The organism is Arenicella chitinivorans (assembly GCF_014651515.1).
GTDB classification, from domain to species: Bacteria; Pseudomonadota; Gammaproteobacteria; order Arenicellales; family Arenicellaceae; genus Arenicella; species Arenicella chitinivorans.
Genome location: NZ_BMXA01000007.1, coordinates 36,711 through 59,277 on the forward strand (window position 1 = coordinate 36,711; position 22,567 = coordinate 59,277).

Below are 22,567 nucleotides of genomic sequence, written 5' to 3' on the forward strand. Positions count from 1 at the left end.
TTATGTTGCGAATTATTCTGTTTTTGTTGTTATTGGTACTCGCCGTGAGCGGTTATGTTTGGTATTCCATGCAATCCTTGCCTGCTTGGTTCGATGACAATCCGAGTCAGGCCAGTGATGCGTTGAATAATATTCAGACGCCTCCAGATGTCCACAAACTGTTGGGGGGCAAAGTGGCTGATGTCATGAATGGCCAGATTGTGTTGAGCGAAGACGAGTTCAACACCATCTTGTTGGCGAGCTTGGCGCGTGATGCAGATGGTCGAAAACTACTACAGGTCAGCGATGCGGTAAAGGCCTTTCTGCGGCCCGGTGAGGTCGAAATCGCAGCGGTGATTAATCTTGATAAGGTCGAGGCGGTGAATCCTGATGCTCGGCGTGCTGTTGAAAAATTCGATAAGATTTTTCCATTTCTGGACGGTTCACGCGTGGCCTTAAGTGTGTTTGGGACACCGGTTGTGCGCCATGGTGGCGTAGGCGTCAAAGACGACTTTCATATTCGCGTCGGAGCCTTGCCGTTCAGCAATGACACATTGCGTGGATTGGGCGTGGACGTCGAGCGTGCGAACCGTACTAATCTCGACCTTGAGTATCTCGAAGTCCAGGAAATGGCACTCACCAAACAGCAGGTGTCTATGTCGGTATTACCGCGGTTTTAGGCTTAACTGTCTTTGACCTAGTCAAGAGTGTGCGCCATTACTCTGTGGAACTCCGCTTATGGCGTTTCCAGTAATTGAACAAGCCGACCAGCGACGCGGCTATCCAAAATATTTCGATTACAAAGCTCGCTAGGTTGAAATGGATCAATAAGCTAATGAGCAGAAGAACCGCGCCAACCAGATTCCACAGATTGTAAGCCAAGCCTTTGGCATCCAATTTGTTTAATTGCAGCAAAAAGTAAGTGCCCACCACCATTGATGTGCCCAACATCCCGATGATGTTGGCCAGTAAGTCGATGTTCATTATTGTGCGTCTGCTTCTGCTGCAACTGTTGCTTCAATCAGAACTTGGACCGCCACGTCTTTACCGACCCAGGATGTGTCAGTCCAGTCACCGGTGCCAATATTCCAAGCTAATCGATCAATGGTTGCTTGGCCTTCGAGCCTTACCAAGTCACCGGTTTGGTGTACGGTAAAGGTAAAAGGCAACGTCTTACTGATGCCTTTCATTGTCAGGCGACCTTGGGTGACGAATGCGTCGCCTTGGCGGTTGAACTCGGTGGCGACAAAGCGAGCCGTCGGATGGTTGGACACGTCAAAAAATTCTGCCGATGCGATCGTTTGATCACGTTCAGCGTCGTTTGAATCCGCTGAGGCTGGATCGATAGTGACATCAAAACGCGACTGATCGAGCTCATCCGCATCAAAAAAGAGTTCCGCTTGCCATTGTTGCCATTGACCTGAAAATGGTGCGCCAGCCTGATCACCACTGAATTTGATATAACTGTTTTGTTGATTGACTTGCCATTGCGTTAACGTACTTTCACGTACCGACGGCGCATTGTCTTGTGCGTCTTCGCTGATTGCTGGCGTGGTGTCTGATGCGGTTGGTGCAGACGAATTGATTATGCGCCCAAATACCAAGGTGCAGAGTACCGTCGACGCAATGAACAAACCCCAGCCCAATTTGCTCGACATTCGTCGTAACACTTCATCGCGATCAATGAGGTGGTGTTTCAGCGCGGCTGCAATATGAATCAGTGCAACAATAAACAAGGCCTCGGCCAAATAATGATGCGTGACATGCATCGCTTTAGCCCAGGCCTCACTTGGTCCGACTAAATCTGGTAGTGCGACTAGGTTAAACCAGCTTACCGAATAGGCTTTGGCAGAAGACATCAACCAGCCGCTCAGTGGTAGGGCGAACAGGAAGCCATACAGTAATAGGTGGGAGATGTGTGAGCCCCAGACCTGCCATGTTGGCATGGTTTCTGGGAGTGCTGGTGGTGGCGATGTAAAGCGAACGACAATCCGCACCAAGGCGAGCGCCAAAATGGTGATTCCTATTGATTTGTGATTGGCCAGTACTGCCAACTGGTTTAGTACCTCGCCGCGGTCTTCAGCGGCCTCGGCCAGTTTCGCCAGGATGTATTGTGTAACGATCAGTCCTGCGACTAACCAATGCAATATTTTGGCTGGAATTCGATATTGGTGTGTTGTCATTTCGTCTTCTTGGCGCGCGGATGTGCGTCGTCGTAAACCTGTGCCAGGTGTTGAAAATCTAAATGGGTGTAAATTTGCGTGGTGCTGATATTCGCATGCCCGAGCAATTCTTGCACCGCACGTAGTTCACCACTCGATTCGAGCATATGACTCGCAAAGGAATGTCGCAGCATATGCGGGCTAACCGAGATGTCGATGCCCTGTTTACGAGCCCAGTAGTTTACCCTAGTCTGAATCGAGCGTGGGCTTAGGCGATTGCCGTGCTGGCTGATGAATACGGCCTCATAGGCGTTGAGCGGCAGCGAATTTCGTTGTATCAACCATTCACGCAGCGCCTTGTCAGCCTGCTTGCCGATAGGGAGATCTCGAGTTTTATTGCCTTTACCGGTGACGCGAATCATTCGCTCGGGTAAATTCAGGTCGTTCAAATCAAGGTTACACAGTTCGGCCAAACGCAAACCACTGGAATAAAACAATTCCAGAATGGCTTTGTCACGATAACTCAGCGGGTCCTGTGCATTTAATTCCACCAACGATGTAATCTGATCCACGGTCAGGGTTTTGGGCAGTCGTTGTTCGGATTTTGGAGCACGAACATCGTTAAATGGATTACTTTTGAGTAACCGACGCTGAATTAAATACTGACAAAACCCGCGTGCCGCAGACAGAATGCGCTGAATACTCTTGGCGTGTAAGCCCTTGGTATTCAGGTTGGCGGCGAACAGGCGTGCTGCATGGTTGGTTAATCCTTGCCACAGCAATAAGCCTTTTTGGTCACTAAACTCGAGTAGTTTCAACAAATCACGCCGATAGGCTTGAATGGTGTGTGTCGAGAGTCGGCGTTCGACAGCCAGCATGGTGAGGTATTCGTCGACCAGTTGTGCGGCGTTTTGGGCCATTGTGTCGTAACGGCTTAGATTCCGTGTGGTTGCAGACGCGCGAAACAAATCCCGGCCATCAACCCCAGGCGATCGAGGTGTGCTGTGCCCAGATCATTGGTGTAGCGATCCGGTTCGCGTGACCCAAGAGCCAGAATCGCCAAGGGACTTTTACTGTCCGGCGTGCGCATCGGCACCAGCGCAGCGGAGTTGATATCCTTGCTGAAGAACAAACTCATAATATTGCTCGGCCACCGATTGTCGCAAACCGCTCGATTATTAGACAGACGACGGATCGCGTCTTCATAACTGTCACTGTCGCTTTGGCGGCGCGAAGCGGCCTGTGATGTTTTGAACGATACTTCATCAATCTCGAACTTGGTGCGCAGTTCATTGGGGAACTCAGTGGCGAATTCAGACAAGTTGGTGAATCCAATCATTTGACAAATAACGTGCGTAAAATTATCACTGATTTGCTCGTTTTCGCGGGCAACCTGAATGAACTGATGTTGTTGGGACTGTTGTTCTTTCAAGCGCTCTTTCAAAAGCGAAATTTGGCGCTCTATCAGACTGGCAGTCCCGCGACTGTCGCTCAGTGATACCAATTCCAGTAATTCGGGGTACTGCTGAAATATGGTCGGGTGATCACGCAGATAGCTGGCAAAGTCGGCGCGGGTCATGTTGGTAGTCTGTTCAGCAGGGTTCATATAATGAGAAATCGCAGATGTTTCTTAATTGGAGACCGATTCAGTCTAGTCTACAACGAAATTCGACCTTCGAAGGTGGTTTCCGCCGGGCCGGTCATCAAAACTGCTTGGTTTTCGCCGTCCCAGCGCACGTTCAGCACGCCACCGGTCAATTCCGCCGTGACGTTGGAGTCAAGTAGACCACGCTGAATCCCAGTGACCACGGCCGCACAGGCGCCCGAACCACAGGCAATGGTTTCGCCGCTGCCACGTTCGAATACGCGCACACGCACCTCTTGTCTTGACACCACTTGCAGAAACCCAATATTGGCACGTTCGGGAAACATCGGATGGGTTTCGAGTCGAGCGCCTAGTTCAATCACCGGTGCCGCATCGACGTCGTCAACCAGGAGCACCGCGTGCGGATTACCCATTGATACAGCACTAAACTCGATGGTTTGATCATCCAGTTGCAGCGTGTAGAGTGACTGGCGTTCAGAAGCGTTGAGCGGAATGTCACTGGGCGTAAATCGCGGCGCGCCCATATTGACAGTGACCATCTGCGACGTCGGATTTAAGTCCAGCGTCATGACTCCTGAGAGCGTTTCGACGCGAACTGGATTTTTATTTGTCAGGCCCTTGTCATGCACGTAACGTGCAAAGCATCGAGCGCCGTTACCGCATTGGCCGACTTCGCTGCCGTCGGCATTTAAGATTCGATATTTAAAATCGATGTCGTCAGAAGTTGAGGATTCCACGATTAAAATCTGGTCGCATCCAATGCCAAAATGGCGGTCAGCGATCTTGTTCGCCTGGGCAGCAGTTAATGGATAAGCTGCACGCGTAAAGTCAAAGACTACAAAGTCATTACCCAAACCGTGCATTTTTGTGAAGTGTAGTTCCATGCGCGTATTTAATCACAAATTGGCTGCTGGAGCTCATGGTTGAGCGGCAACAATTTGGATAATTTTTTAGCTAAATTTCGCCTGCATTTGTATACTCCGCTGCATGCAGATTAATTGGCAAGATATTGACACGGTGCTGTTGGATATGGACGGCACGCTGCTCGATTTACACTTCGACAACCATTTCTGGTTGGAACATATTCCCCGGATCTGGGGTGAACCGCGAGGAATGTCAGCGCAGGAGGCTAAATCCCATCTTGCCCCCTTATTTGAACAGCATGCGGGCACCCTGAACTGGTATTGTGTGGATTTTTGGAGTGACTTGCTTGGGGTGGATATCATGCATCACAAACAGGAAGTAGCGCATAAAATCGCGTACCGCCCGAGTGCGAAGGCATTTCTGCAACGCTGTCGGGACGAGAGTGACGATGTGCGCCTAATCACCAACGCTCACCGCAAGGTGTTGAACCTTAAGATTGCGCACACCAAGCTGGATCAATACTTCCACGACATGGTGTGTTCGCATGAACTGTCACACCCGAAAGAGGATGAAGGATTCTGGCATCAACTGCAGAACAAAAAAACCTTTGACCCGGATCGAACCTTGTTTTTGGACGACAGTGAGGCGGTATTGGAAGCTGCTGATCGCTACGGCATTAAACACGTCTATAGCATCGCACAACCGGATTTAAGTACGGAGCGAGCGATGCCGAGTCGTTTCTATATGCTTGACAGGTTGGCGTAAGGTTTACTACGCGCCGAAGGCGCCCAACCGGTCCGAGGTATCGTTGATGTCGGGGAACTGCTCGGCATTTTCGTGCATCAAAGCGTCTTCCAGAGGTTGGTAGCGCTCGTGGATCTGATACAAGGTTTTATAGGCTTGAATAGCGGCAGTACTGCCATCACAGATTTGCGTCGTCAGGTCAGCCACGAGTTGGTCGAGTGCGTCTGCCCCTTCCGCTACATCATTGACCAAGCCCCAATCGAGCGCCTGACGACCGGAAAAGACGGCTGCACTGAACGATAATTGTCGCGCGCGGCGTACGCCAACGGCACGCGCCAGATTTTGCGCCATACCCCAAGTCGGACGCAGCCCCCATTTAGCATGAGTATCGCCAAATTTAGTATCGGCGTCGGCAATGATAAAGTCACAGCTCAGCGCGAGTTCGAGAGCCCCGGTAAAACACGCGCCGTGTACCTTGGCAATGACCGGCAGGCGGTGTGTACGAATGGCGTAGGTGACTTGGTTGGCAATGGTGTCGAAAACGTCCCCGATTTTGCCGGCCTTCGGCTCGATCCCTTGTAGGATCTTGAGGTCGACTCCGGCGGAAAACCCGCGCCCGTTGCCGTTCACCACCACCACCTTACAGGCTTCATCGTGATTTGCTTGTTCCAACGCAGCCAGAAAGTCATGGAGCATCGCCGGCGTGAATGCATTAAACGCGTCAGGTCGGTTAAAGGTAATGGTGAACACACCGTCGTGTTCGCGGGTCAGTATCGTGGTCATAGTGTCGTCTTCGTGGTCTTAGTTAATCGTTGCGAGCGTGTGCCGTCCTCTTGGGTGACGACGTTGCGTGTTTGAAACCCGAGCTTTGCGAGCAAATTCAATGACGCCGTATTTTCACAATCTACATTGGCGCGAAACTCCGACAGGGTCAAACGGTCTGCTAACGCGGGTAGCAGCGCACGGAGTATTTCTGTCATCACACCTTGCCCCCAGTTGGCTCTGGCCAGAACATAACCGATTTCGATGCTATTGGATTCCGCCAAATAGTCGAACGCAATGGCGGTGCCCACAAGTTCTGGCCGGCCTCGACGCAGAATCACGAACTGCGCCGCCTCTGCGATGCCTCGGCGCTCAAGGACACGAGCATACCAGCGCTCAGCATCCGCCCAATTTTGCCAAGTCTGGTAGGGAAGGTAGCGATTGACTTCGTCATCCGAATGGATTGCGTAGATCGCCGTGATATCCGTTTCGACAATCGGTCGCAGCAGGTAATTCTCGGTTTGTATCCTAAAGTCTGAGAGCAACTCAATCATGGTGTTTAAAACGACCTTGGCGTAAAAACGTTTGGATCTGTTTGATTACCCTAGGGTCACGCATCATAAAAGTGTGATCCACCGGCAATACAATATGGTCCTGCATGCCATCCACACGTGAGCTTTCTACGGTCACTTTGCCGTCGCTTTGACTTGGCAGCAGCCGCGACAGCACTGGGTCGACAGACCGGTTGCCAGCAATTACGCCGAGTGAAAAATCGACCGCGCCGAGCGATCTAGGCCGGCTGTCTGAGCTGGTGCCAAGTTGGCGACCCGCTGGGCCGTTCAGCAGGTCGAAAAACTGTGTCAGTATGGGGGTGCGCCGAAATGCCTCAACGATTTCACTGCCTTGATTCGGCGGACCAAGCATGACGACATGTCCGAGCTGGGGTAAAGCATGCCGACTCAGATATTGCCGCACTAAAATTCCGCCTAACGAGTGCGTGACGAAATGGACGCGCGACGCGTCGGCGCAGGCCGCCAGTGCCGACTCAATAGCAAGGTCAGCCAAGGTTTCAATCGGGTGGCTGCGCGAGGGGTATCCTTGGTTAACGACGTGAAACTCGTTGCTAAGCTCGGCGGCAATCTTGCGCATCGCAAAACGCGTGCGGCCCAGTCCATGCAGCAAGATAACGGACTCGGAAGGCACGTTGGTAGGTAGGCGTTGCGCGTCCATAGGTCGGCCGAGGGCGTTACAATTGGGTCAAATTCGCATAGGCCAGCACTAACCACTTACTGCCGGCTTCGGCGAAATTGATTTGGATACGCGCATACTCGCCGTGGCCTTCGATATTAATGACCGTGCCTTCACCAAATTTTGGATGCCCGACACGCATGCCGACGCTGACTCCGCTTTCGTGTGCGCTCTGGTCATCTACCCAGGCAGAGTGCGCGCGCACCGGTGCTGAGTACGAGGTTTTCGGTTTCGGTCGCACGGCATCGATGAGTTCATCGGGTATCTCGCCTAAAAAGCGCGACGGACTGGTGTACTTCTCAGAACCATAAAGGCGCCGACTCTCGGCATACGTCAGCCACAGTTGTTGCATGGCGCGAGTCATACCGACGTAACACAAGCGGCGCTCCTCCTCGAGCCGACCGGAACCTTCCTCCAAGGAGCGTTGGTGTGGAAACAATCCTTCCTCCAACCCGGTAAGAAACACCAGTGGAAATTCTAGGCCTTTGGCGGTATGCAGGCTCATGAGTTGAACACAATCTTCCCATTCTTCGGCCTGTCCATCGCCCGCTTCTAACGCCGCGTGCGCTAAAAAAGACGCCAGTGGCGGCAAATCGTCTTCGGTTTCGTCGATTTCATACCCGCGCGCGGCCGTGACCAATTCCTGTAAGTTTTCAACGCGTGCTTGGCCTTTCTCGCCTTTTTCTTTTTTAAAGTGTTCGATCAGCTTACTCAGGTCGAGCATGATTTCGATCTGCTGAAACAAATCCTGGTCTTCGATTTGAGATCGGATTTCCTGAATCAAATTCACAAACGTCGCCAAGGCGGATTGCGCACGCGATGTTAGATGCGAACTGCCGATCAGTCGACTTGCCGCATCCCACATCGAAAGCTGGTGTTGCCGTGCGTATTCTCGCACAGTGTCGACGGTCTTATTGCCTATACCGCGAGTCGGTGTGTTGACGATGCGTTCAAATGACGGGTCATCATCGGTGCGAGTACACAGTCGTAAATACGCCAACGCGTCTTTAATCTCGGCGCGCTCAAAAAACCGTAAACCACCGTAGACGCGATAAGGCATGCCCGCGTTGAGTAGCCGTTCTTCGAAAGTCCGTGATTGTGCGTTGGAACGGTAGAGGATCGCGACTTCACTGCGTGCACCGCCCTGATCGACCCAAGCTTGAATCTGGCCGATTACGAATTTTGCTTCATCGGTCTCGTTATACGCAGTGTACAGTTTGACTTTTTCGCCTTCTTCGCCAGCGGTCCATAGGTTCTTGCCTAAGCGGGTATCATTATTCTCGATTACCGCGTTGGCGGCGTTCAAAATGGCGCTGGTGGAACGGTAGTTTTGTTCCAGACGCACGACTTTGGTGTCGGGAAAATCTTTTTCGAATTGTAAAATGTTTTCGACTTTAGCGCCGCGCCAACCGTAGATGCTTTGATCGTCGTCACCGACTGCGAACAGGTTGCCGGACCTTTGCACGAGCAAGCGAAGCCAGGCGTATTGAATCGAGTTAGTGTCTTGGAACTCGTCAACTAAGACGTGTTGAAATCGGTCCTGATAGCGCGCACGCAATACTTCATTGTTTTTAAGCAACTCAAAGGCACGCAAAAGCAACTCAGAAAAATCGATCAAACCAAAGCGCTGACACAACGACTCGTAATGGGTGTAGACCGCGAGTAAGGTCTGTTGTTGCGGGTCGTTGCTTGGTGGCACGCTAGTCGGACGGCGACCTTCTTCTTTGTGGGCGTTGATGTACCACTGTACCTGCTTAGGCGGCCAGTAGGCTTCGTCCAATGCCAGTTCTTTTAGGCTGCGGCGAATCATGCGCAGTTGATCGTCACTGTCGAGGATCTGAAACGCCTGCGGTAAGTTGGCTTCCTGATAATGCTGACGCAGTAATCGGTGCGCTAAACTGTGAAATGTGCCAATCCACATGCCCGACATTGGCAGCCCTAGAATGTCCTCAATGCGGCTGCGCATTTCGCGGCTGGCTTTGTTGGTGAATGTGACCGCCATAATCGACAGGGGCGAGACGCCATGCGCCTCAACCAAATACGCAATACGCGAAGTCAGCACCCGTGTTTTGCCACTGCCAGCGCCGGCTAAGATCAATACCGGCGAGGGAGGCGCTGCAACGGCCTCTCGTTGCGCGTCGTTCAGCTCATTAAAAATATGCGAAATATCCACTTATTCGACCGTCACTGATTTTGCCAGGTTGCGCGGTTTATCGATGTCAGTGCCTTTGAGAAGGGCCACGTGATAGGCCAATAATTGCAATGGAACCACATACAAAATAGGTGCTATGTAATTGTTCACTGGCGCGACGTTTAACACCATACCCTGTTGGTCCGATTGCAGACCGCTTTCAGCGTCGGCAAACACAAATAGTTTGCCCCCGCGTGCGCGCACTTCCTCCAGATTGGATTTGAGCTTTTCTAACAACTCGTCATTCGGAGCCACCGCGACCACGGGCATGTCTTCATCGATCAGCGCCAGTGGGCCATGTTTCAATTCGCCAGCCGCGTAGGCTTCGGCATGGATGTAGGAAATTTCCTTGAGTTTCAGTGCGCCTTCCATGGCGATTGGGAAATGCGCACCGCGGCCCAGAAACAACGCGTGCTCTTTATTGGAAAAGTATTTGGACATGGCAATGATCTGGTCTTCCAAATCCAGTACATTCTCAATCTGCTGAGGCAAAGTGCGTAGCTCGTTCACGATCTCGGTCTCAACCGCATCGATCGAGCGCCCATCGCCGACTTGGCGGCGGCGTAGACAGATTGCCACCAGTAACAAGGTCACGAGTTGGGTGGTAAAGGCTTTGGTTGATGCGACACCGATTTCGCGCCCCGCATGGGTAAATATCGTCAGGTCACTGGCGCGTACTAAGGAGCTTTCGGGCACGTTACAGATGCAGAGCGTGTTAATGTAGTTCATGCCTTTGGCCATCTCGAGTGCGGCCATGGTATCGAGTGTTTCACCCGATTGCGAGATGGTCACAAACAGGGTGCCGTCGTTGACTACGTGTTTTCGATAGCGATACTCGCTGGCGATTTCGACATCACATTTAATACCGAATTCTTCGAACCAGTAGCGCGCTACCGAGGCTGCGTAATAGCTGGTACCACACGCAATAATTTTTATTTCACGGGTGCGGTCAAAAATATCACGCGCCTGCTCACCAAACGGCAGTTCCAGCACACTATCTGCACCGAGCCGACCCTCCAGGGTTTCGGTAATGGCGCGGGTTTGCTCGTGAATTTCCTTTTTCATGTAGTGCGCGTAACCTTCCAACTCGGTTTCGTCGTCACTCAAATTACTGACAATGACTTTGCGTTCAACTGGGTCGCCATTGCGATCAAAAATCTGGATGGACCGGCTAGTGACTTTTGCGATATCACCGTCCTCCATCACCATGTATTGATTGGATACTGGGATCAGGGCGGACATATCGGACGCAATAAAATTTTCGTTGACGCCGATTCCGATCAGCAACGGCGAACCACTGCGTGCCGCGATCAGTGTGTCAGGTTCAAGTTTTGACACCACACCCAAGCCATAGGCGCCGTGTAATTCTTGCACCGTGGTTTGTACCGCGGCAAGCAAGTCTTTGCCTTGCTGCATATGCCAGTCAATCTGATGCACAATGACTTCGGTGTCGGTCTCTGAGCTGAACGGAAAACCAAGCTCTCTCTGGCGACTACGTAATTCCTGATGGTTCTCAATAATGCCATTGTGCACCACGGCAACCTGCGACGAGCTGGTGTGCGGGTGGGCATTATTCTCAGCCGGTTTACCATGCGTTGCCCAGCGTGTGTGCGCAATGCCCACATGCCCTGCAACGTGTTCGGTAATGGCTTTCAGACTGGCAACGCGGCCAACACTGCGACGCAGATCCAGCGCTCCGTCGGCATTCACCACAGCCAGGCCCGCGGAATCGTAGCCGCGGTATTCTAGACGGCGTAGACCATCAAGCAAGGTCGGAGTGATATCGCGCGAAGCGACCGCGCCAACAATTCCACACATAGTTGTAATTCCTATTGTTTATCTTTGCTAGGCCGTTGCCAGCCGGAGATTTGTCTTTGCCGTCCGCGGCTGATGGCGAGTTTCCCGCGCTCAACATCGCTGGTGATAGTCGATCCGGCACCAATGGTTGCCTCATCGCCAATGGTTACGGGTGCTACGAGTTGGCTGTCCGAACCAACAAACACGTCATTGCCGATCACCGTTTGGTGTTTGTTTGCGCCATCGTAATTGCAGGTGATTACCCCTGCGCCGATGTTGGTATTGCTGCCGACCAGTGCGTCGCCGACATAGCTCAAGTGATTTACCTTGGCGCCGGTTGATAACTGTGCGTTTTTGGTCTCAACAAAGTTGCCTATGCGCACGTTGTCATGCAACACCGTGCCTGGCCGTAAGCGTGCGAATGGGCCAGCATTCACACCCGAGTACAACTCTGCTTCTTCGATAACGGTGTTCGCGTGAATAGTGACATTGTCGGCCAAGCGACTGGCTTTAATCACACAGTTTGGTCCGATCTTTACGTTGCGCCCGATGTGGGTTGGCCCCTCGATCACGACGTTGATGTCTACTACCGTATCACGACCAATTATGACGTCGCCGCGAATATCAACTCTGGCTGGGTCGAGCATTGTAACGCCGGACAGCATCAGTGATTCCGCTGTCGACTGTTGAAACAAACGCTCAACCTCGGCTAATTGAACTCGGGTGTTGATCCCCATGATTTCGGCTTCGGAGTCGGGCTGTGTGCCAAATACCGGAGCGCCTTCATCATGAGCCAGAGCCACGATATCAGTCAGATAGTACTCTTTCTGGGCATTCTGATTGCCGATTTGTTGTAGCCAGCGCGCTAAATCTAAACTTCGCGCGCATAGGATGCCGGAATTAATTTCGCGAATAGTACGCTGAGATTCGGTGGCATCTTTTTGTTCGACAATGCCAGTGATATTACCACTTGTATCACGTGTAATTCTCCCCAATCCGAACGGGTTGCGCACTTCTGCCGTGAGAAGTGCCAAGGGTGCATGTGCCATGGCGCTTACCAAGGCGCGCAATGTGTGCGCCTGGATCAAGGGCACGTCAGCCGTGAGCATCAGAACATGGGCGTTATCGGGAATGTCTGGCATCGCAGTGGAGACTGCGTGTCCGGTACCGAGTTGTTCAGTTTGTTCGACCCAGTTCAGTTGTTGCTTTTGAGGGTGATGAACAAATGCGTCAATCACTTGTTGTTTTTGGTGTCCAACCACCACGTGGATACAATCAGGCCCGAGTGTGAAGGCACTGTTCAGTACATGTGCGAGCAGGCTCTGTCCGGCGATCTGGTGCAGTACCTTCGGTAGATCAGAGTTCATGCGGCTGCCTTTGCCGGCGGCTAAAACGACGATATGAAGCGGGCGAGTAGTCATTCGTGGGGTGGCGTGTCGTAAAAGCTCGATTCTAGCAAATGGTGCCTCGTGGAACGAGGGTCAGACCATAAAATAACCGTTCGGTAATCGCAGAGAAGGTATAATCACACACATGATGACTGCATCGCACAGACCTATTGCGCTGACCGTTGGTGAACCAGCGGGCATTGGACCAGATTTGGTACTCCAATTGGCGCACCAAGGTGGCTTATCAAATACCGTTATTATTGGCGACACACGACTGCTGGCGCAGCGTGCAGCGCGCTTAGGATTGACGCTGCCAGACGAGTTGGTGATCCGTAATGTGCCGGTCGACGATCCAAATGTTTGCGGCGCACCAAGTACCGCCAATGTTGCCGGCGTGATTCGTATGCTGGATGTGGCGATAGATGGTTGCTTGCACGGCGAGTTTGCTGCGATGGTCACCGGCCCCTTACATAAAGGCATCATCAACGACGCGGGTGTGCAGTTCAGTGGCCACACCGAATATCTTGCTGAGCGCACCGGTGCGGCGATGCCGGTCATGTTGCTGGCTAGTAGCAAATTGCGCGTGGCGCTAATCACTACCCATTTACCTTTGCGTGATGTCAGTGATGCAATTTCGGGCGAGCGAATTCAACAGATCTGCCGGATTATTGATCAAGATCTGCGCAGTAAATTTGGACTGCAGTCGCCACGTTTGCTGGTCTGTGGTTTGAATCCACATGCTGGAGAAGGCGGGCATTTGGGTATGGAAGAGATAGAAATTATTGAACCGGCACTTAACCAATTACGCGAAGCTGGTTTGAAGGTGGTGGGGCCGCTACCTGCTGACACGCTGTTCACCGAGAAATATCTGAAAAACGCGGATGTGGCCGTCGCCATGTATCACGATCAGGGGTTACCGGTGTTGAAATATCAGGGGTTTGGTCAAGCGGCCAACATCACATTGGGTTTGCCGATCATTCGGACCTCGGTTGATCATGGCACGGCGTTTGACATCGCGGGAACAGGACAGGCCGATATTGGCAGCTTGAAGGTGGCGCTCGAACAAGCGCGGTTGATGAGCGCGAGTCAGATCGCGTCGGAGTTGGATAATGGCTGACTTTGCAGCACCGCGAAAATCACTGGGCCAGAACTTTTTACAAGACCCTAATATTATCCGCAAAATCGTTGATAGTTTGGCTGTCAAAGCCACTGACACGGTGTTGGAGATTGGTCCGGGCCGTGGGGCGTTAACCGAGTTATTGCTGCCACTCGCAGCTCACTTGCACTTGGTGGAATTTGACCGCGACCTTGTGCAGTACTGGGCCTCGCGTAACGAAACAAATCTCACCGTTCACGGCGCAGATATATTGCAGTTTGATTTGACACCAGTGCTGAGCAATGTTGATTCTATCAAGGTGATCGGCAACTTACCCTATAATATTTCTAGCCCGGTGCTATTTCACTTATTGCAATACGCCGACCGCATTGCTAGTCAGGTAGTGATGTTGCAGAAAGAAGTGGTGGATCGAATGGCCGCGCAGCCCGGCAGTAAACAATACGGCCGTTTGTCGGTGATGTTGCAACAGCGCTATCACATAGAGTCTCTATTTACGGTGCCAGCGACAGCATTTTTTCCACCACCCAAGGTTGAGTCCGCGATTGCGCGTCTAACGCCCCTGGATCGTATTCTACACCCGGTAGCCAGCCACGCGGATTTTGCCGCGATGGTAAAACAAGCCTTTTCGATGCGTCGTAAAACGTTGCGCAATAATCTAAAACCGATGCTGAATGCAACACAAATTAGTGCGCTCGAGATTGACCCAAGCGCGCGTGCCGAAACATTAACGGTCGCCGAATTTGCCGCATTAGCCAACGCGTTTAGCACGCAGCAGAGCGAAACACACTCGAAAGCTTAATTTTTGCGTAAGACCGTGCTTCAAGTGCTTGAAATAGCGGTTGGATTGCCCTATATTCGCTCGCCCTGAGGAATGAATTCGCGCAAAATCACGAGTTCGATCTCTTTAATTTGGAGAAAATCATGAAAGCAGACATCCATCCAGCATACGGTGAGATCAACGTCACCTGTGCATGCGGCAACGCATTCAAAACCGGTTCAACACTTGGCAAAGACTTGCACGTTGAAATTTGTTCTGAATGTCACCCTTTTTACACTGGTAAGCAGAAAGTAATGGACACTGAAGGCCGTGTAGGTCGATTCAAGTCACGTTACGGTAAAAAGTAAGGTTACTACATTCTTGAATTGCGTTTAAAAAAGGTGCTGCGAAGCACCTTTTTTTTTCGTGTATTCACAGCCTTAATCGATTGCCAAGCTATCCTCTGCATGGCAACCTCGCTTCTCTAAATCCCCATTTATGTGCCAGATCTATGAGTAACTCACGATTCCAACTAGCCCAAAAATATATTCCTGGTGGAGTTAATTCGCCGGTTCGCGCGTTTAAAAGCGTTGGTGGCGAGCCCGTATTCATCCAACGTGCCAAAGGTGCGTATCTATGGGATGCGGACGACAAGCACTATATTGACTATGTTGGTTCCTGGGGACCAATGATCCTGGGTCACGCGCACCCAGAAGTAATCGACGCGGTCAAACAGGCGGCTGATAACGGATTGAGTTTTGGTGCCCCGACCGAGTCTGAAACCACACTGGCACGTAAAATTTGTGAATTGATCCCAAGTATCGACAAAGTGCGTATGGTCAGCTCTGGAACGGAAGCCACGATGAGCGCCTTACGCTTGGCGCGGGGTTTTACTGGGCGCGACAAAATTCTCAAATTCGAAGGCTGTTACCACGGTCATTCGGACAGTCTATTGGTTAAAGCGGGTTCCGGTGCCTTGACCTTTGGCGTGCCAACCTCGCCGGGTGTGCCAGCCGCGCTGGCAGAACAAACATTGACCCTGCCATTTAATGATCTTGAGTCAGTTGAAACCCTGTTTGCGGAATTGGGAGAGCAGATTGCCGCCATCATTATCGAACCGGTTGCGGGTAATATGAATCTGATTACTCCCAGACCGGGTTATCTAGAAGGATTGCGTAAGCTTTGTGATGATTACGGCACGGTGTTGATTTTTGACGAGGTGATGACCGGGTTTCGTGTCGGGCTACAGGGCGCCCAAGGTGTCTACGGTGTAACGCCAGACTTGACCTGCTTCGGTAAAGTGATTGGTGGTGGTATGCCGGTTGGCGCGTTTGGCGGTAAAGCCGAGATCATGAATCACATTTCGCCAGACGGCCCGGTCTACCAAGCGGGCACCTTGTCGGGCAACCCAGTCGCGATGGCGGCAGGCATCAAAACTTTGGAGTTGGTCTCAGCGCCAAACTTCTATGAGAATCTCACCGCGAAAACCAAAAGCTTATTGATTGGTTTGAGCAATGCGGCCAGCAGTGCTGACATTCCGTTGGCTACCAACGGCGTCGGCGGTATGTTTGGCTTTTTCTTCACCGATGCCAAGCGCGTGCTTAGCTTCGCCGATTCCGTGGCCTGTGACGGAGATCGTTTTAACGCCTTTTTCCACGGCATGCTCAAGCGCGGAGTGTATCTGGCACCGTCCTCATTTGAGGCGGGCTTTGTTTCCAGTGCCCATACCGAGAACGATATTGCCGACACGTTGGAACACGCAGCGGCGGTTATGTCGACGCTGGTGTAACTGACGGTGTGCGTTCAATAATCGAAATGTTCGCTGGGTAACGAAACAGTCGGCCGTTCAACGTCACCATGATGGCGACCACCGTTGCGATCAAATGAAATAGCAAGAGTAGCGGAATGGCCAGCGCGCCGACGATGATGTAGGCCATGAACAGACACATGAGCAGATACAGATACGTTGTGATTTGAAAACAAATCGCCTCTCGGCCCTGATAATCCAAGTATTCCGATTGGCTGCGGCGGGTTACCCAAAGATAATAACAAACCAGAAAGTTCAGCAGTGGAATGCCGGTGAACAACAACAGCCCGCTGGCGTGGATCCAGGCCGCCGTGGTGCGGTCATGGGTTTGCGCTAGATGTGTTTTTAGTTTGGGTTGTCGTCTTACCAACAACAACATCGCTGTTAGCCCGCACATCAAACCGGCGATCAGCAAAGAGATGACGGTGAGAAACGACATCTGGATTTCAGTGTCGATGCCGATTGCAGCACGCACCAATGGCATCAGGGCAATGCCCATTAACAACATAGCCAGACTGAGAAAAATCCAGCTGGGAAGACGATTTACCATAGAATTTATTGAATTAGGGAAAAAGCTGTAAGTACTTCACTCGCGTGAAGTGTATTAAAACATAGTTGGTGCTAAACTCCGCCGACTTAATTGAATCAAATACCCTTAGAAGCACGAAAAGGTATAGCAATGCGGAATTATTTGTTTACGTCAGAGTCCGTCTCGGAAGGCCACCCTGACAAAGTTGCGGATCAGATCTCTGATACCGTTCTCGATTATCTTCTGGAAGAAGATCCATACTCGCGCGTCGCGTGTGAAACCTTGGTTAACACCGGCTTAGTGGTGTTGTCTGGTGAGATCACCAGTGCGCGTAGTTTGGACGGTGTGGTTGAACGGATACGCGATACTATCAAAGAAATCGGCTACAGCGGCTCAGAAATGGGTTTTGATCACAGTAGCTGCGCCATTATGCTAACGCTGGATCCGCAGTCCAAAGACATTGCCCAAGGCGTGAACGAAGGCGAAGGTATTGATTTGGACCAAGGTGCTGGCGACCAAGGCTTGATGTTTGGTTACGCCTGTAGCGAGACGGATGTGTTGATGCCGATGCCGATTGAGTACTCGCATCGTTTAGTTAAAAAGCAATCCGAGTTGCGCAAAAACGGTCAGTTGCCCTGGTTGCGACCCGATGCAAAATCACAGGTCACTGTACGTTACGAAAACGACAAACCAAGTTTCATTGACACTGTGGTGCTGTCGACGCAACACGATGAGTCAGTCTCACATAAAGATTTGGTTGAGGCGGTAATCGAAGAAATTGTTAAACCTGTTTTGCCTGCCGATATGGTCACCGCAGAAACAAAGTATCTGATTAACCCGACCGGGCGTTTTGTTATCGGCGGGCCGGTTGGTGACTGTGGGATTACTGGGCGTAAAATTATCGTGGATACCTACGGTGGTGCAGCGCATCACGGTGGCGGCGCGTTCTCTGGCAAGGACCCATCGAAAGTTGACCGCTCCGCCGCGTATGCCGGTCGCTATGTAGCTAAAAACGTGGTGGCCGCGGGGTTGGCTGACCGTTGTGAAGTCCAAGTTGCGTATGCGATAGGTGTGGCTAAGCCGGTGAGCTTAATGGTGAACACGTTTGGTACGGCCAAGATTGAAGAAACGAAGATCGAAGCCTTGGTGTTAGAGCATTTTGACTTGCGTCCAAAGGCCATTATCCAGACCTTGGATCTACTTCGACCTATTTATCGAAACTCAGCCGCGTATGGCCATTTTGGTCGTACTGAACCAGAATTTACTTGGGAGCATACGGATAAGGCGGATGCCTTACGTGAGGCAGCCGGGCTGTAAAGTCCAGGACCCAGGATTCAAATCAAGGGCTGCAATTGCAGCCCTTTTTTGATTTTTAAGCGGTGTTTCTGGAATCCGAGTTGGCTTGTTCCATCCCCGCCAGTTCACCGTTGACTTCGGCAAACTTAAGACTGCCATCGCCGGATAATAGGATCGCAATGTAGCGTGTTTTTTCGAAGTGCGCGAACACAATCAGCATCATCACCGTGATTGGCACACTCAAAAACATCCCGGCAATTCCCCAAATACTGCCCCAAAGCGTCAACGACATCATTACTACGAATGGGCTGACATTTAATGAGTTACCCATCAGTCTCGGTTCTAAAAAGTTCCCTACAGCGACCTGAATCGCGCCAACACCGGCAAGGACAATGAAAAATTGCGTGAACGTGTCAAACTGAATCAACGCGAGAATGGCAGGAAACAGCGTTGCGATAATTGACCCAATTGTCGGAATGTAGTTCAGCATGAATATGGTGAACGCCCAAAAGCCAGCGAAATCGACACCGACCCATTTCAGTACGCCGTAACTGATGATACCAGTGAGCGAGCTGGTGACGGTTTTGATCCAAAGATAGGTCTGAATGTCTTCCTGCGCATGCGACAAAATACTCATAATCGAATGGCGCCGATAGCGGTCCGGAAAGATCGCCGCAATCTTCTTTTGGAACGTGCCTTGTTCCAGCAACATGAACATCACGTAGAACAGTACTAATGAAATGTTGCCGATCATGCCGGTGAATGTGCTGGCTAGCGTACTAATCAACGGTGCAATCTCGATTCGACTAACCATCTGCTTTACGTTAGGCAACAAATCAAAGCGTGAGTCGGCCCCTAATTTAATCAACATTTGGTCAAAATTAGCCTTGTACTCGGGTGCGGCTGCACGCACGGCGGTGATGTTGTCAGACACCATATTGATCGCGAAGCCAAAAAATAGACCAATACTGATCAGTGCCAAAATTAAGGTGATCCAGTTGGGTTTTTCAAACAATGGGATCGCACGCGCGAAGGTTCGGCTTAGCGCGTTGATCACGTACCAGACCATCACGGCGACGGCCAAGGGTACTAAAAATGCTTGCCCGACAACCAACACATAGAAAACCGCGATGGTGGCTAAAATGACGAGCGAGACAGAAATGGCACGGTTATCTATGGTCATTGGAGTACTCAACTGAATAGCAGAGCACCTATAGTAAAGCCTCGCCCAAATCACAACAAGTCGCATGGGAGGCGTGAAGCAAAGAGAGCAGGTATAATCATCACATTGTTTGCTTACCTGCTCGATACGAGCACTGATTTGATGGATCTCAAAAATTTAATTCGCACTATTCCGGACTTTCCAAAACCGGGTATTCAGTTCAAAGACATTGAGTCGATTACCGAGCACCCAGAGGCCTTTTCGCATGTGGTAGAGCGGTTTTCTGAAGCCATGGAAGCGCACGACATTGATAAAATCGTGGCGCTGGATGCCCGCGGCTTTTTATTTGGTGGCGCGTTAGGGCTGCGACAAAAATTGCCGATCGTGATGGCACGCAAAAAAGGCAAACTGGGCGGTGACTGCGTGGCTGAAACCTATGCTTTAGAATATGGCAGTGCTGAAGTCGAGTTGCAGAAAACCGCCATTAAATCAGGCGAGAAAGTAATGATTATCGACGACTTGCTAGCGACCGGTGGCACCGCGGCGGCAGCGGCGGCCTTGGTGAATCAGGTCGGTGGCGATGTGACCCTATTTGCGTTTGTGATCGAATTAGACGGTTTGAATGGACGTGCTCAGCTCGGCGACGTCGATACAGTTGCGCTGGTGTCTTTCTAACAATGTACCGGTAGGGGACAATATGGGTTCTGGTTGGGTCAAACAAATCGTATTGATTGCGGCGATTGTGTTCGCCGCGTGCGCCGCCATTGCGTCGGAATACGCCGGAATGCGCGTGGCCTTTATGGCCCTTAAACCGCTGACAACGATCCTGATTATTGCCTTGTTTTGGCAGTTGGCAAATGGGCTTGGGTCGATTGAATTACGTGTGATGTTCGGTGCGCTGTGTTTGTGTCTTCTGGGCGACACCTTGCTGCTGTTTGATGCGCTGTTTGTTTTTGGGTTGACTGCGTTTTTGTTTGCTCATCTTGGGTTTATCGTGGTGTTTGCGCGCGCATATGGCCTGCGATTATCCTGGTTTCCAACGCTCGTAATCGGTTCCGCGGCGGTTGGGTATTTCTCTCTACTTTTCCCACACCTAGGGGTGTTGACTGTGCCGGTCGCCGTCTACCTCAGCGTAATTATTTCGATGGTGTTGTGCGCGGTCGGAATGGCATCATATTCTGGCTCGGCCGTGGCCAGAGGTGTGGCCTTGGGTGCAATCGTGTTTGCAATCTCGGACTCCGTGATTGCCTACAATAAATTTCTTCAGCCGGTCTGGTGGTCTAGCTTGGTTATTCTGAGCTTCTACTGGTTGGCCATGACGTTACTCGCCATGTTGGTGCCGCCTCTACTGAAGCAGGCCCACATCGAACGAGGCTCAAGGCTTTGATCGAGCATGCTTGCATTCTAGCTGGCGGGCGTGGCACACGCATGTTGGGCGGCGCAGAACAACAACCGAAAACGTTGATGAGAGTCGGTGGCGTATTTTTGTTAGACCATATTCTGGTCCACCTAGCGACCAGCGGTGTCCAACGCGTAACCATTGCCGGTGGTTACAAAGTTGAACACTTAGAACGGCATGGGTTCAATCGTCCCAGGCACGGGCTTGATCTACAATTGATCGACACCGGCCTGGATACCAATACTGGGGGACGTGTGCTGGCGTTGAGCAGTGCTATTGGCGACCAGCCTTTTCTGTTGAGTTGGAGCGATGCGGTATCCAACGTTGATTTCGCCGCCATGTGTGCCCAACACCAAGCCGATTCCGCAGAACTTACCCTGGCTGCCGTGCATCCGCCTCAGCGTTTTGGGGCATTGCGTCTTCATGACCGGACGGTGACGCACTATACGGAAAAGCAAAGACAATCCGATCATTGGGTCAGTGGGGGTTACTTTGTGGTTAACCCGTCTGTGTTGAAGATGATTACGGGGCCAGAGTGTTCTTGGGAACACGACGTCCTCACTCCTTTAAGTCAAGGTGGGAGGTTACAGGCATACCGGCATGAAGGGGATTGGCAGTGCATGGATATACAATCCGAATGGCAATACCTTAATGAGCTGGTCGCACAGGACAGGGCTTTCTGGCCTCTGCCGGCCACACACAATCAATACCAGACTATGCAAACATGAAAGTACTCGTGACTGGTCATCTTGGGTATATCGGCGGTGTTCTCGTGCCTATGCTCAATGCGGCAGGTCACGAGGTCGATGGTTGTGACATGAACTTTTTTGCAGACTGTGTCTATGTGCCGGAGGCCAGCTTTCATGGCCACAATCTCGCTAAGGACGTTCGAGATCTAACCGTACAGGATCTCGAAGGCTATGAAGCCGTGATTCATCTGGCTGGGCTTTCCAACGACCCATTAGGTAACTTTGATCCAACCTTAACGATAGAAATTAATCAATCTGCTTCAGTTAGGTTGGCAGGTCTAGCAAAACAAGCCGGTGTGCGTCGTTTCTTGTTTGCCTCGTCGTGCAGCAACTACGGCGCCAGTGCGGGCGAACTGCTGGATGAGCACGCGCCATTCAACCCCCAAACAGCCTATGGGCATTCCAAAGTGGGGGCAGAAACGGCTGTTTGCGAACTGGCTTGCGCAAGCTTTGAACCTTGTAATTTGCGCGCCGGCACGGTGTATGGCGTAGCCCCGCGTATCCGATTTGATCTGGTGGTGAATAATCTGGTGGCGTACGCGCTCGCGAGCAAACAGGTGGTGTTAAAAAGCGATGGCCGTGCCTGGCGTCCACTGGTACATGTCAGTGATGTTGCGCGAGCCTATGTCGCCACGCTCGAAGCGCCATCAGCACGGGTAGCAGGGCAGGCCTTTAATGTGGGCCGAACTGCAGAAAATTACCAGATCCTCGAGGTGGCTAGGTTGGTACACGCAGCGGTTCCCGGATCGGAGTTACGCACCCTAGATGAAGCGTTTGCCGATACGCGGAATTACCGTGTCAATTGCGACAAACTGGTGCAAACAGTGCCAGCCTATCGGCCGGTCTGGGATCTGGCTGCTGGAATTCAGGAATTGGTTGACGTTATTACGCGCGTGCCGGTCGCGGTCGAGGACTTCGAGGGTAATCGGTTTAATCGACTTGCACATTTGAAATCGCTGATATCGAACGGCGTCATTGATTGCGCTTTGCGTGCCACTGGTAGGTAGTGC

The 22,567-nt window shown here is 51.6% G+C and carries 24 protein-coding genes; 11 read left to right on the forward strand and 13 right to left on the reverse strand.

What is annotated here, in order from left to right; translation table 11 throughout:
• The first annotated feature begins 2 nt into the window (after positions 1-2).
• Positions 3-659 (forward strand): hypothetical protein, encoded by a 657-nt coding sequence (locus IE055_RS15240; RefSeq protein WP_189402542.1) that lies wholly within the window; start codon positions 3-5, stop codon positions 657-659.
• 37 nt (positions 660-696) lie between these two features.
• On the opposite strand, the gene IE055_RS15245 is transcribed toward IE055_RS15240, so the two are convergent.
• From IE055_RS15245 to dapF, 5 genes are all read right to left on the reverse strand, one after another.
• A complete protein-coding gene (locus IE055_RS15245; RefSeq protein ID WP_189402543.1) occupies positions 697-963 on the reverse strand; it encodes a CBU_0592 family membrane protein in 267 nt (88 codons plus the stop codon).
• Positions 963-2,162 carry a YceI family protein gene (locus IE055_RS15250; protein ID WP_189402544.1) on the reverse strand — a complete coding sequence of 400 codons (1,200 nt, stop codon included), beginning with the start codon at positions 2,160-2,162 and terminating at the stop codon, positions 963-965. The genes IE055_RS15245 and IE055_RS15250 overlap by 1 nt, the downstream gene beginning before the upstream one ends.
• Positions 2,159-3,061: a tyrosine recombinase XerC gene (xerC, locus tag IE055_RS15255; protein WP_189402545.1), complete on the reverse strand. Its 903-nt coding sequence runs from the start codon at positions 3,059-3,061 to the stop codon at positions 2,159-2,161. The genes IE055_RS15250 and xerC overlap by 4 nt, the downstream gene beginning before the upstream one ends.
• A 14-nt stretch (positions 3,062-3,075) precedes the next feature.
• Entirely contained in the window at positions 3,076-3,720 is a 645-nt protein-coding gene (locus tag IE055_RS15260; protein WP_189402546.1) for a DUF484 family protein, read from the reverse strand.
• 77 nt (positions 3,721-3,797) lie between these two features.
• The gene (gene dapF / locus IE055_RS15265; protein WP_189402547.1) at positions 3,798-4,631 is read right to left on the reverse strand and encodes a diaminopimelate epimerase; all 834 of its coding nucleotides are present in this window, start codon (positions 4,629-4,631) and stop codon (positions 3,798-3,800) included.
• A 103-nt stretch (positions 4,632-4,734) separates the two neighbouring features.
• On the opposite strand from dapF, the gene yrfG reads away from it, so the two are divergent.
• Positions 4,735-5,376 (forward strand): GMP/IMP nucleotidase, encoded by a 642-nt coding sequence (gene yrfG, locus IE055_RS15270; RefSeq protein ID WP_189402548.1) that lies wholly within the window; start codon positions 4,735-4,737, stop codon positions 5,374-5,376.
• 6 nt (positions 5,377-5,382) lie between these two features.
• Here yrfG and IE055_RS15275 read toward each other — a convergent pair whose 3' ends face one another.
• From IE055_RS15275 to glmU, 6 genes are read right to left on the reverse strand one after another with little or no spacing between them, the layout of a single operon-like run.
• The gene (locus IE055_RS15275; RefSeq protein WP_189402549.1) at positions 5,383-6,138 is read right to left on the reverse strand and encodes an enoyl-CoA hydratase/isomerase family protein; all 756 of its coding nucleotides are present in this window, start codon (positions 6,136-6,138) and stop codon (positions 5,383-5,385) included.
• On the reverse strand, positions 6,135-6,671 hold the full coding sequence (locus IE055_RS15280) for a GNAT family N-acetyltransferase (RefSeq protein ID WP_189402550.1): 537 nt from the start codon (positions 6,669-6,671) through the stop codon (positions 6,135-6,137). The genes IE055_RS15275 and IE055_RS15280 overlap by 4 nt, the downstream gene beginning before the upstream one ends.
• The gene (locus IE055_RS15285) at positions 6,664-7,347 is read right to left on the reverse strand and encodes an alpha/beta hydrolase (RefSeq protein WP_189402551.1); all 684 of its coding nucleotides are present in this window, start codon (positions 7,345-7,347) and stop codon (positions 6,664-6,666) included. Before IE055_RS15285 ends, IE055_RS15280 begins: the two co-directional genes overlap by 8 nt.
• A gap of 16 nt (positions 7,348-7,363) precedes the next feature.
• Positions 7,364-9,538 (reverse strand): DNA helicase II, encoded by a 2,175-nt coding sequence (uvrD, locus tag IE055_RS15290; RefSeq protein WP_189402552.1) that lies wholly within the window; start codon positions 9,536-9,538, stop codon positions 7,364-7,366.
• Positions 9,539-11,374, reverse strand: a complete 1,836-nt coding sequence (gene glmS / locus IE055_RS15295) for a glutamine--fructose-6-phosphate transaminase (isomerizing) (protein WP_189402553.1) — start codon at positions 11,372-11,374, stop codon at positions 9,539-9,541.
• Between the two features lie 11 nt (positions 11,375-11,385).
• The gene (glmU, locus tag IE055_RS15300; protein WP_189402554.1) at positions 11,386-12,774 is read right to left on the reverse strand and encodes a bifunctional UDP-N-acetylglucosamine diphosphorylase/glucosamine-1-phosphate N-acetyltransferase GlmU; all 1,389 of its coding nucleotides are present in this window, start codon (positions 12,772-12,774) and stop codon (positions 11,386-11,388) included.
• Between the two features lie 115 nt (positions 12,775-12,889).
• On the opposite strand from glmU, the gene pdxA reads away from it, so the two are divergent.
• The 4 genes from pdxA to hemL all read left to right on the forward strand — a co-directional run bounded on the left by pdxA (position 12,890) and on the right by hemL (position 16,404).
• The gene (gene pdxA / locus IE055_RS15305) at positions 12,890-13,858 is read left to right on the forward strand and encodes a 4-hydroxythreonine-4-phosphate dehydrogenase PdxA (RefSeq protein WP_189402673.1); all 969 of its coding nucleotides are present in this window, start codon (positions 12,890-12,892) and stop codon (positions 13,856-13,858) included.
• Complete coding sequence (gene rsmA / locus IE055_RS15310; protein ID WP_189402555.1) at positions 13,851-14,657, forward strand: 16S rRNA (adenine(1518)-N(6)/adenine(1519)-N(6))-dimethyltransferase RsmA; 807 nt, start codon at positions 13,851-13,853, stop codon at positions 14,655-14,657. The genes pdxA and rsmA overlap by 8 nt, the downstream gene beginning before the upstream one ends.
• Before the next feature lie 122 nt (positions 14,658-14,779).
• Positions 14,780-14,983 (forward strand): 50S ribosomal protein L31, encoded by a 204-nt coding sequence (gene rpmE / locus IE055_RS15315; RefSeq protein ID WP_189402556.1) that lies wholly within the window; start codon positions 14,780-14,782, stop codon positions 14,981-14,983.
• 143 nt (positions 14,984-15,126) lie between these two features.
• Positions 15,127-16,404 carry a glutamate-1-semialdehyde 2,1-aminomutase gene (gene hemL, locus IE055_RS15320; RefSeq protein ID WP_189402557.1) on the forward strand — a complete coding sequence of 426 codons (1,278 nt, stop codon included), beginning with the start codon at positions 15,127-15,129 and terminating at the stop codon, positions 16,402-16,404.
• Here the strand turns inward: hemL and IE055_RS15325 are convergent.
• Positions 16,385-16,972, reverse strand: a complete 588-nt coding sequence (locus tag IE055_RS15325) for a DUF4870 domain-containing protein (protein WP_189402558.1) — start codon at positions 16,970-16,972, stop codon at positions 16,385-16,387. The two genes, hemL and IE055_RS15325, sit on opposite strands and share 20 nt — an antisense overlap.
• A gap of 129 nt (positions 16,973-17,101) precedes the next feature.
• Between IE055_RS15325 and metK the strand changes: the two genes are divergently transcribed.
• Positions 17,102-18,268: a methionine adenosyltransferase gene (gene metK / locus IE055_RS15330; protein ID WP_189402559.1), complete on the forward strand. Its 1,167-nt coding sequence runs from the start codon at positions 17,102-17,104 to the stop codon at positions 18,266-18,268.
• A gap of 55 nt (positions 18,269-18,323) precedes the next feature.
• Here the strand turns inward: metK and IE055_RS15335 are convergent, their stop codons facing one another.
• On the reverse strand, positions 18,324-19,430 hold the full coding sequence (locus tag IE055_RS15335; protein ID WP_189402560.1) for an AI-2E family transporter: 1,107 nt from the start codon (positions 19,428-19,430) through the stop codon (positions 18,324-18,326).
• A 141-nt stretch (positions 19,431-19,571) separates the two neighbouring features.
• Between IE055_RS15335 and IE055_RS15340 the strand changes: the two genes are divergently transcribed.
• From IE055_RS15340 to IE055_RS15355, 4 genes are read left to right on the forward strand one after another with little or no spacing between them, the layout of a single operon-like run.
• On the forward strand, positions 19,572-20,084 hold the full coding sequence (locus IE055_RS15340; RefSeq protein ID WP_189402561.1) for an adenine phosphoribosyltransferase: 513 nt from the start codon (positions 19,572-19,574) through the stop codon (positions 20,082-20,084).
• 22 nt (positions 20,085-20,106) lie between these two features.
• On the forward strand, positions 20,107-20,796 hold the full coding sequence (locus IE055_RS15345; RefSeq protein ID WP_229794324.1) for a lysoplasmalogenase: 690 nt from the start codon (positions 20,107-20,109) through the stop codon (positions 20,794-20,796).
• On the forward strand, positions 20,793-21,536 hold the full coding sequence (locus IE055_RS15350) for a sugar phosphate nucleotidyltransferase (RefSeq protein ID WP_189402563.1): 744 nt from the start codon (positions 20,793-20,795) through the stop codon (positions 21,534-21,536). The genes IE055_RS15345 and IE055_RS15350 overlap by 4 nt, the downstream gene beginning before the upstream one ends.
• Entirely contained in the window at positions 21,533-22,564 is a 1,032-nt protein-coding gene (locus IE055_RS15355; RefSeq protein WP_189402564.1) for an NAD-dependent epimerase/dehydratase family protein, read from the forward strand. The genes IE055_RS15350 and IE055_RS15355 overlap by 4 nt, the downstream gene beginning before the upstream one ends.
• Positions 22,565-22,567: the final 3 nt, after the last annotated feature.

Excerpts from the sequence above, each read along its gene's own strand:
- IE055_RS15340 (WP_189402561.1), top strand. The coding sequence starts at position 19,572 with ATGGATCTCAAAAATTTAATTCGCACTATTCCGGACTTTCCAAAACCG.
- IE055_RS15345 (WP_229794324.1), top strand. The coding sequence starts at position 20,107 with ATGGGTTCTGGTTGGGTCAAACAAATCGTATTGATTGCGGCGATTGTG.
- rsmA (WP_189402555.1), top strand. The coding sequence starts at position 13,851 with ATGGCTGACTTTGCAGCACCGCGAAAATCACTGGGCCAGAACTTTTTA.
- IE055_RS15275 (WP_189402549.1), bottom strand. The coding sequence starts at position 6,138 with ATGACCACGATACTGACCCGCGAACACGACGGTGTGTTCACCATTACC.
- xerC (WP_189402545.1), bottom strand. The coding sequence starts at position 3,061 with ATGGCCCAAAACGCCGCACAACTGGTCGACGAATACCTCACCATGCTG.
- IE055_RS15250 (WP_189402544.1), bottom strand. The coding sequence starts at position 2,162 with ATGACAACACACCAATATCGAATTCCAGCCAAAATATTGCATTGGTTA.
- rpmE (WP_189402556.1), top strand. The coding sequence starts at position 14,780 with ATGAAAGCAGACATCCATCCAGCATACGGTGAGATCAACGTCACCTGT.
- IE055_RS15280 (WP_189402550.1), bottom strand. The coding sequence starts at position 6,671 with ATGATTGAGTTGCTCTCAGACTTTAGGATACAAACCGAGAATTACCTG.
- IE055_RS15355 (WP_189402564.1), top strand. The coding sequence starts at position 21,533 with ATGAAAGTACTCGTGACTGGTCATCTTGGGTATATCGGCGGTGTTCTC.
- IE055_RS15285 (WP_189402551.1), bottom strand. The coding sequence starts at position 7,347 with ATGGACGCGCAACGCCTACCTACCAACGTGCCTTCCGAGTCCGTTATC.
- pdxA (WP_189402673.1), top strand. The coding sequence starts at position 12,890 with ATGACTGCATCGCACAGACCTATTGCGCTGACCGTTGGTGAACCAGCG.
- IE055_RS15245 (WP_189402543.1), bottom strand. The coding sequence starts at position 963 with ATGAACATCGACTTACTGGCCAACATCATCGGGATGTTGGGCACATCA.
- glmU (WP_189402554.1), bottom strand. The coding sequence starts at position 12,774 with ATGACTACTCGCCCGCTTCATATCGTCGTTTTAGCCGCCGGCAAAGGC.
- metK (WP_189402559.1), top strand. The coding sequence starts at position 17,102 with ATGCGGAATTATTTGTTTACGTCAGAGTCCGTCTCGGAAGGCCACCCT.
- glmS (WP_189402553.1), bottom strand. The coding sequence starts at position 11,374 with ATGTGTGGAATTGTTGGCGCGGTCGCTTCGCGCGATATCACTCCGACC.
- IE055_RS15240 (WP_189402542.1), top strand. The coding sequence starts at position 3 with ATGTTGCGAATTATTCTGTTTTTGTTGTTATTGGTACTCGCCGTGAGC.
- hemL (WP_189402557.1), top strand. The coding sequence starts at position 15,127 with ATGAGTAACTCACGATTCCAACTAGCCCAAAAATATATTCCTGGTGGA.
- yrfG (WP_189402548.1), top strand. The coding sequence starts at position 4,735 with ATGCAGATTAATTGGCAAGATATTGACACGGTGCTGTTGGATATGGAC.
- IE055_RS15325 (WP_189402558.1), bottom strand. The coding sequence starts at position 16,972 with ATGGTAAATCGTCTTCCCAGCTGGATTTTTCTCAGTCTGGCTATGTTG.
- dapF (WP_189402547.1), bottom strand. The coding sequence starts at position 4,631 with ATGGAACTACACTTCACAAAAATGCACGGTTTGGGTAATGACTTTGTA.
- IE055_RS15260 (WP_189402546.1), bottom strand. The coding sequence starts at position 3,720 with ATGACCCGCGCCGACTTTGCCAGCTATCTGCGTGATCACCCGACCATA.
- IE055_RS15335 (WP_189402560.1), bottom strand. The coding sequence starts at position 19,430 with ATGACCATAGATAACCGTGCCATTTCTGTCTCGCTCGTCATTTTAGCC.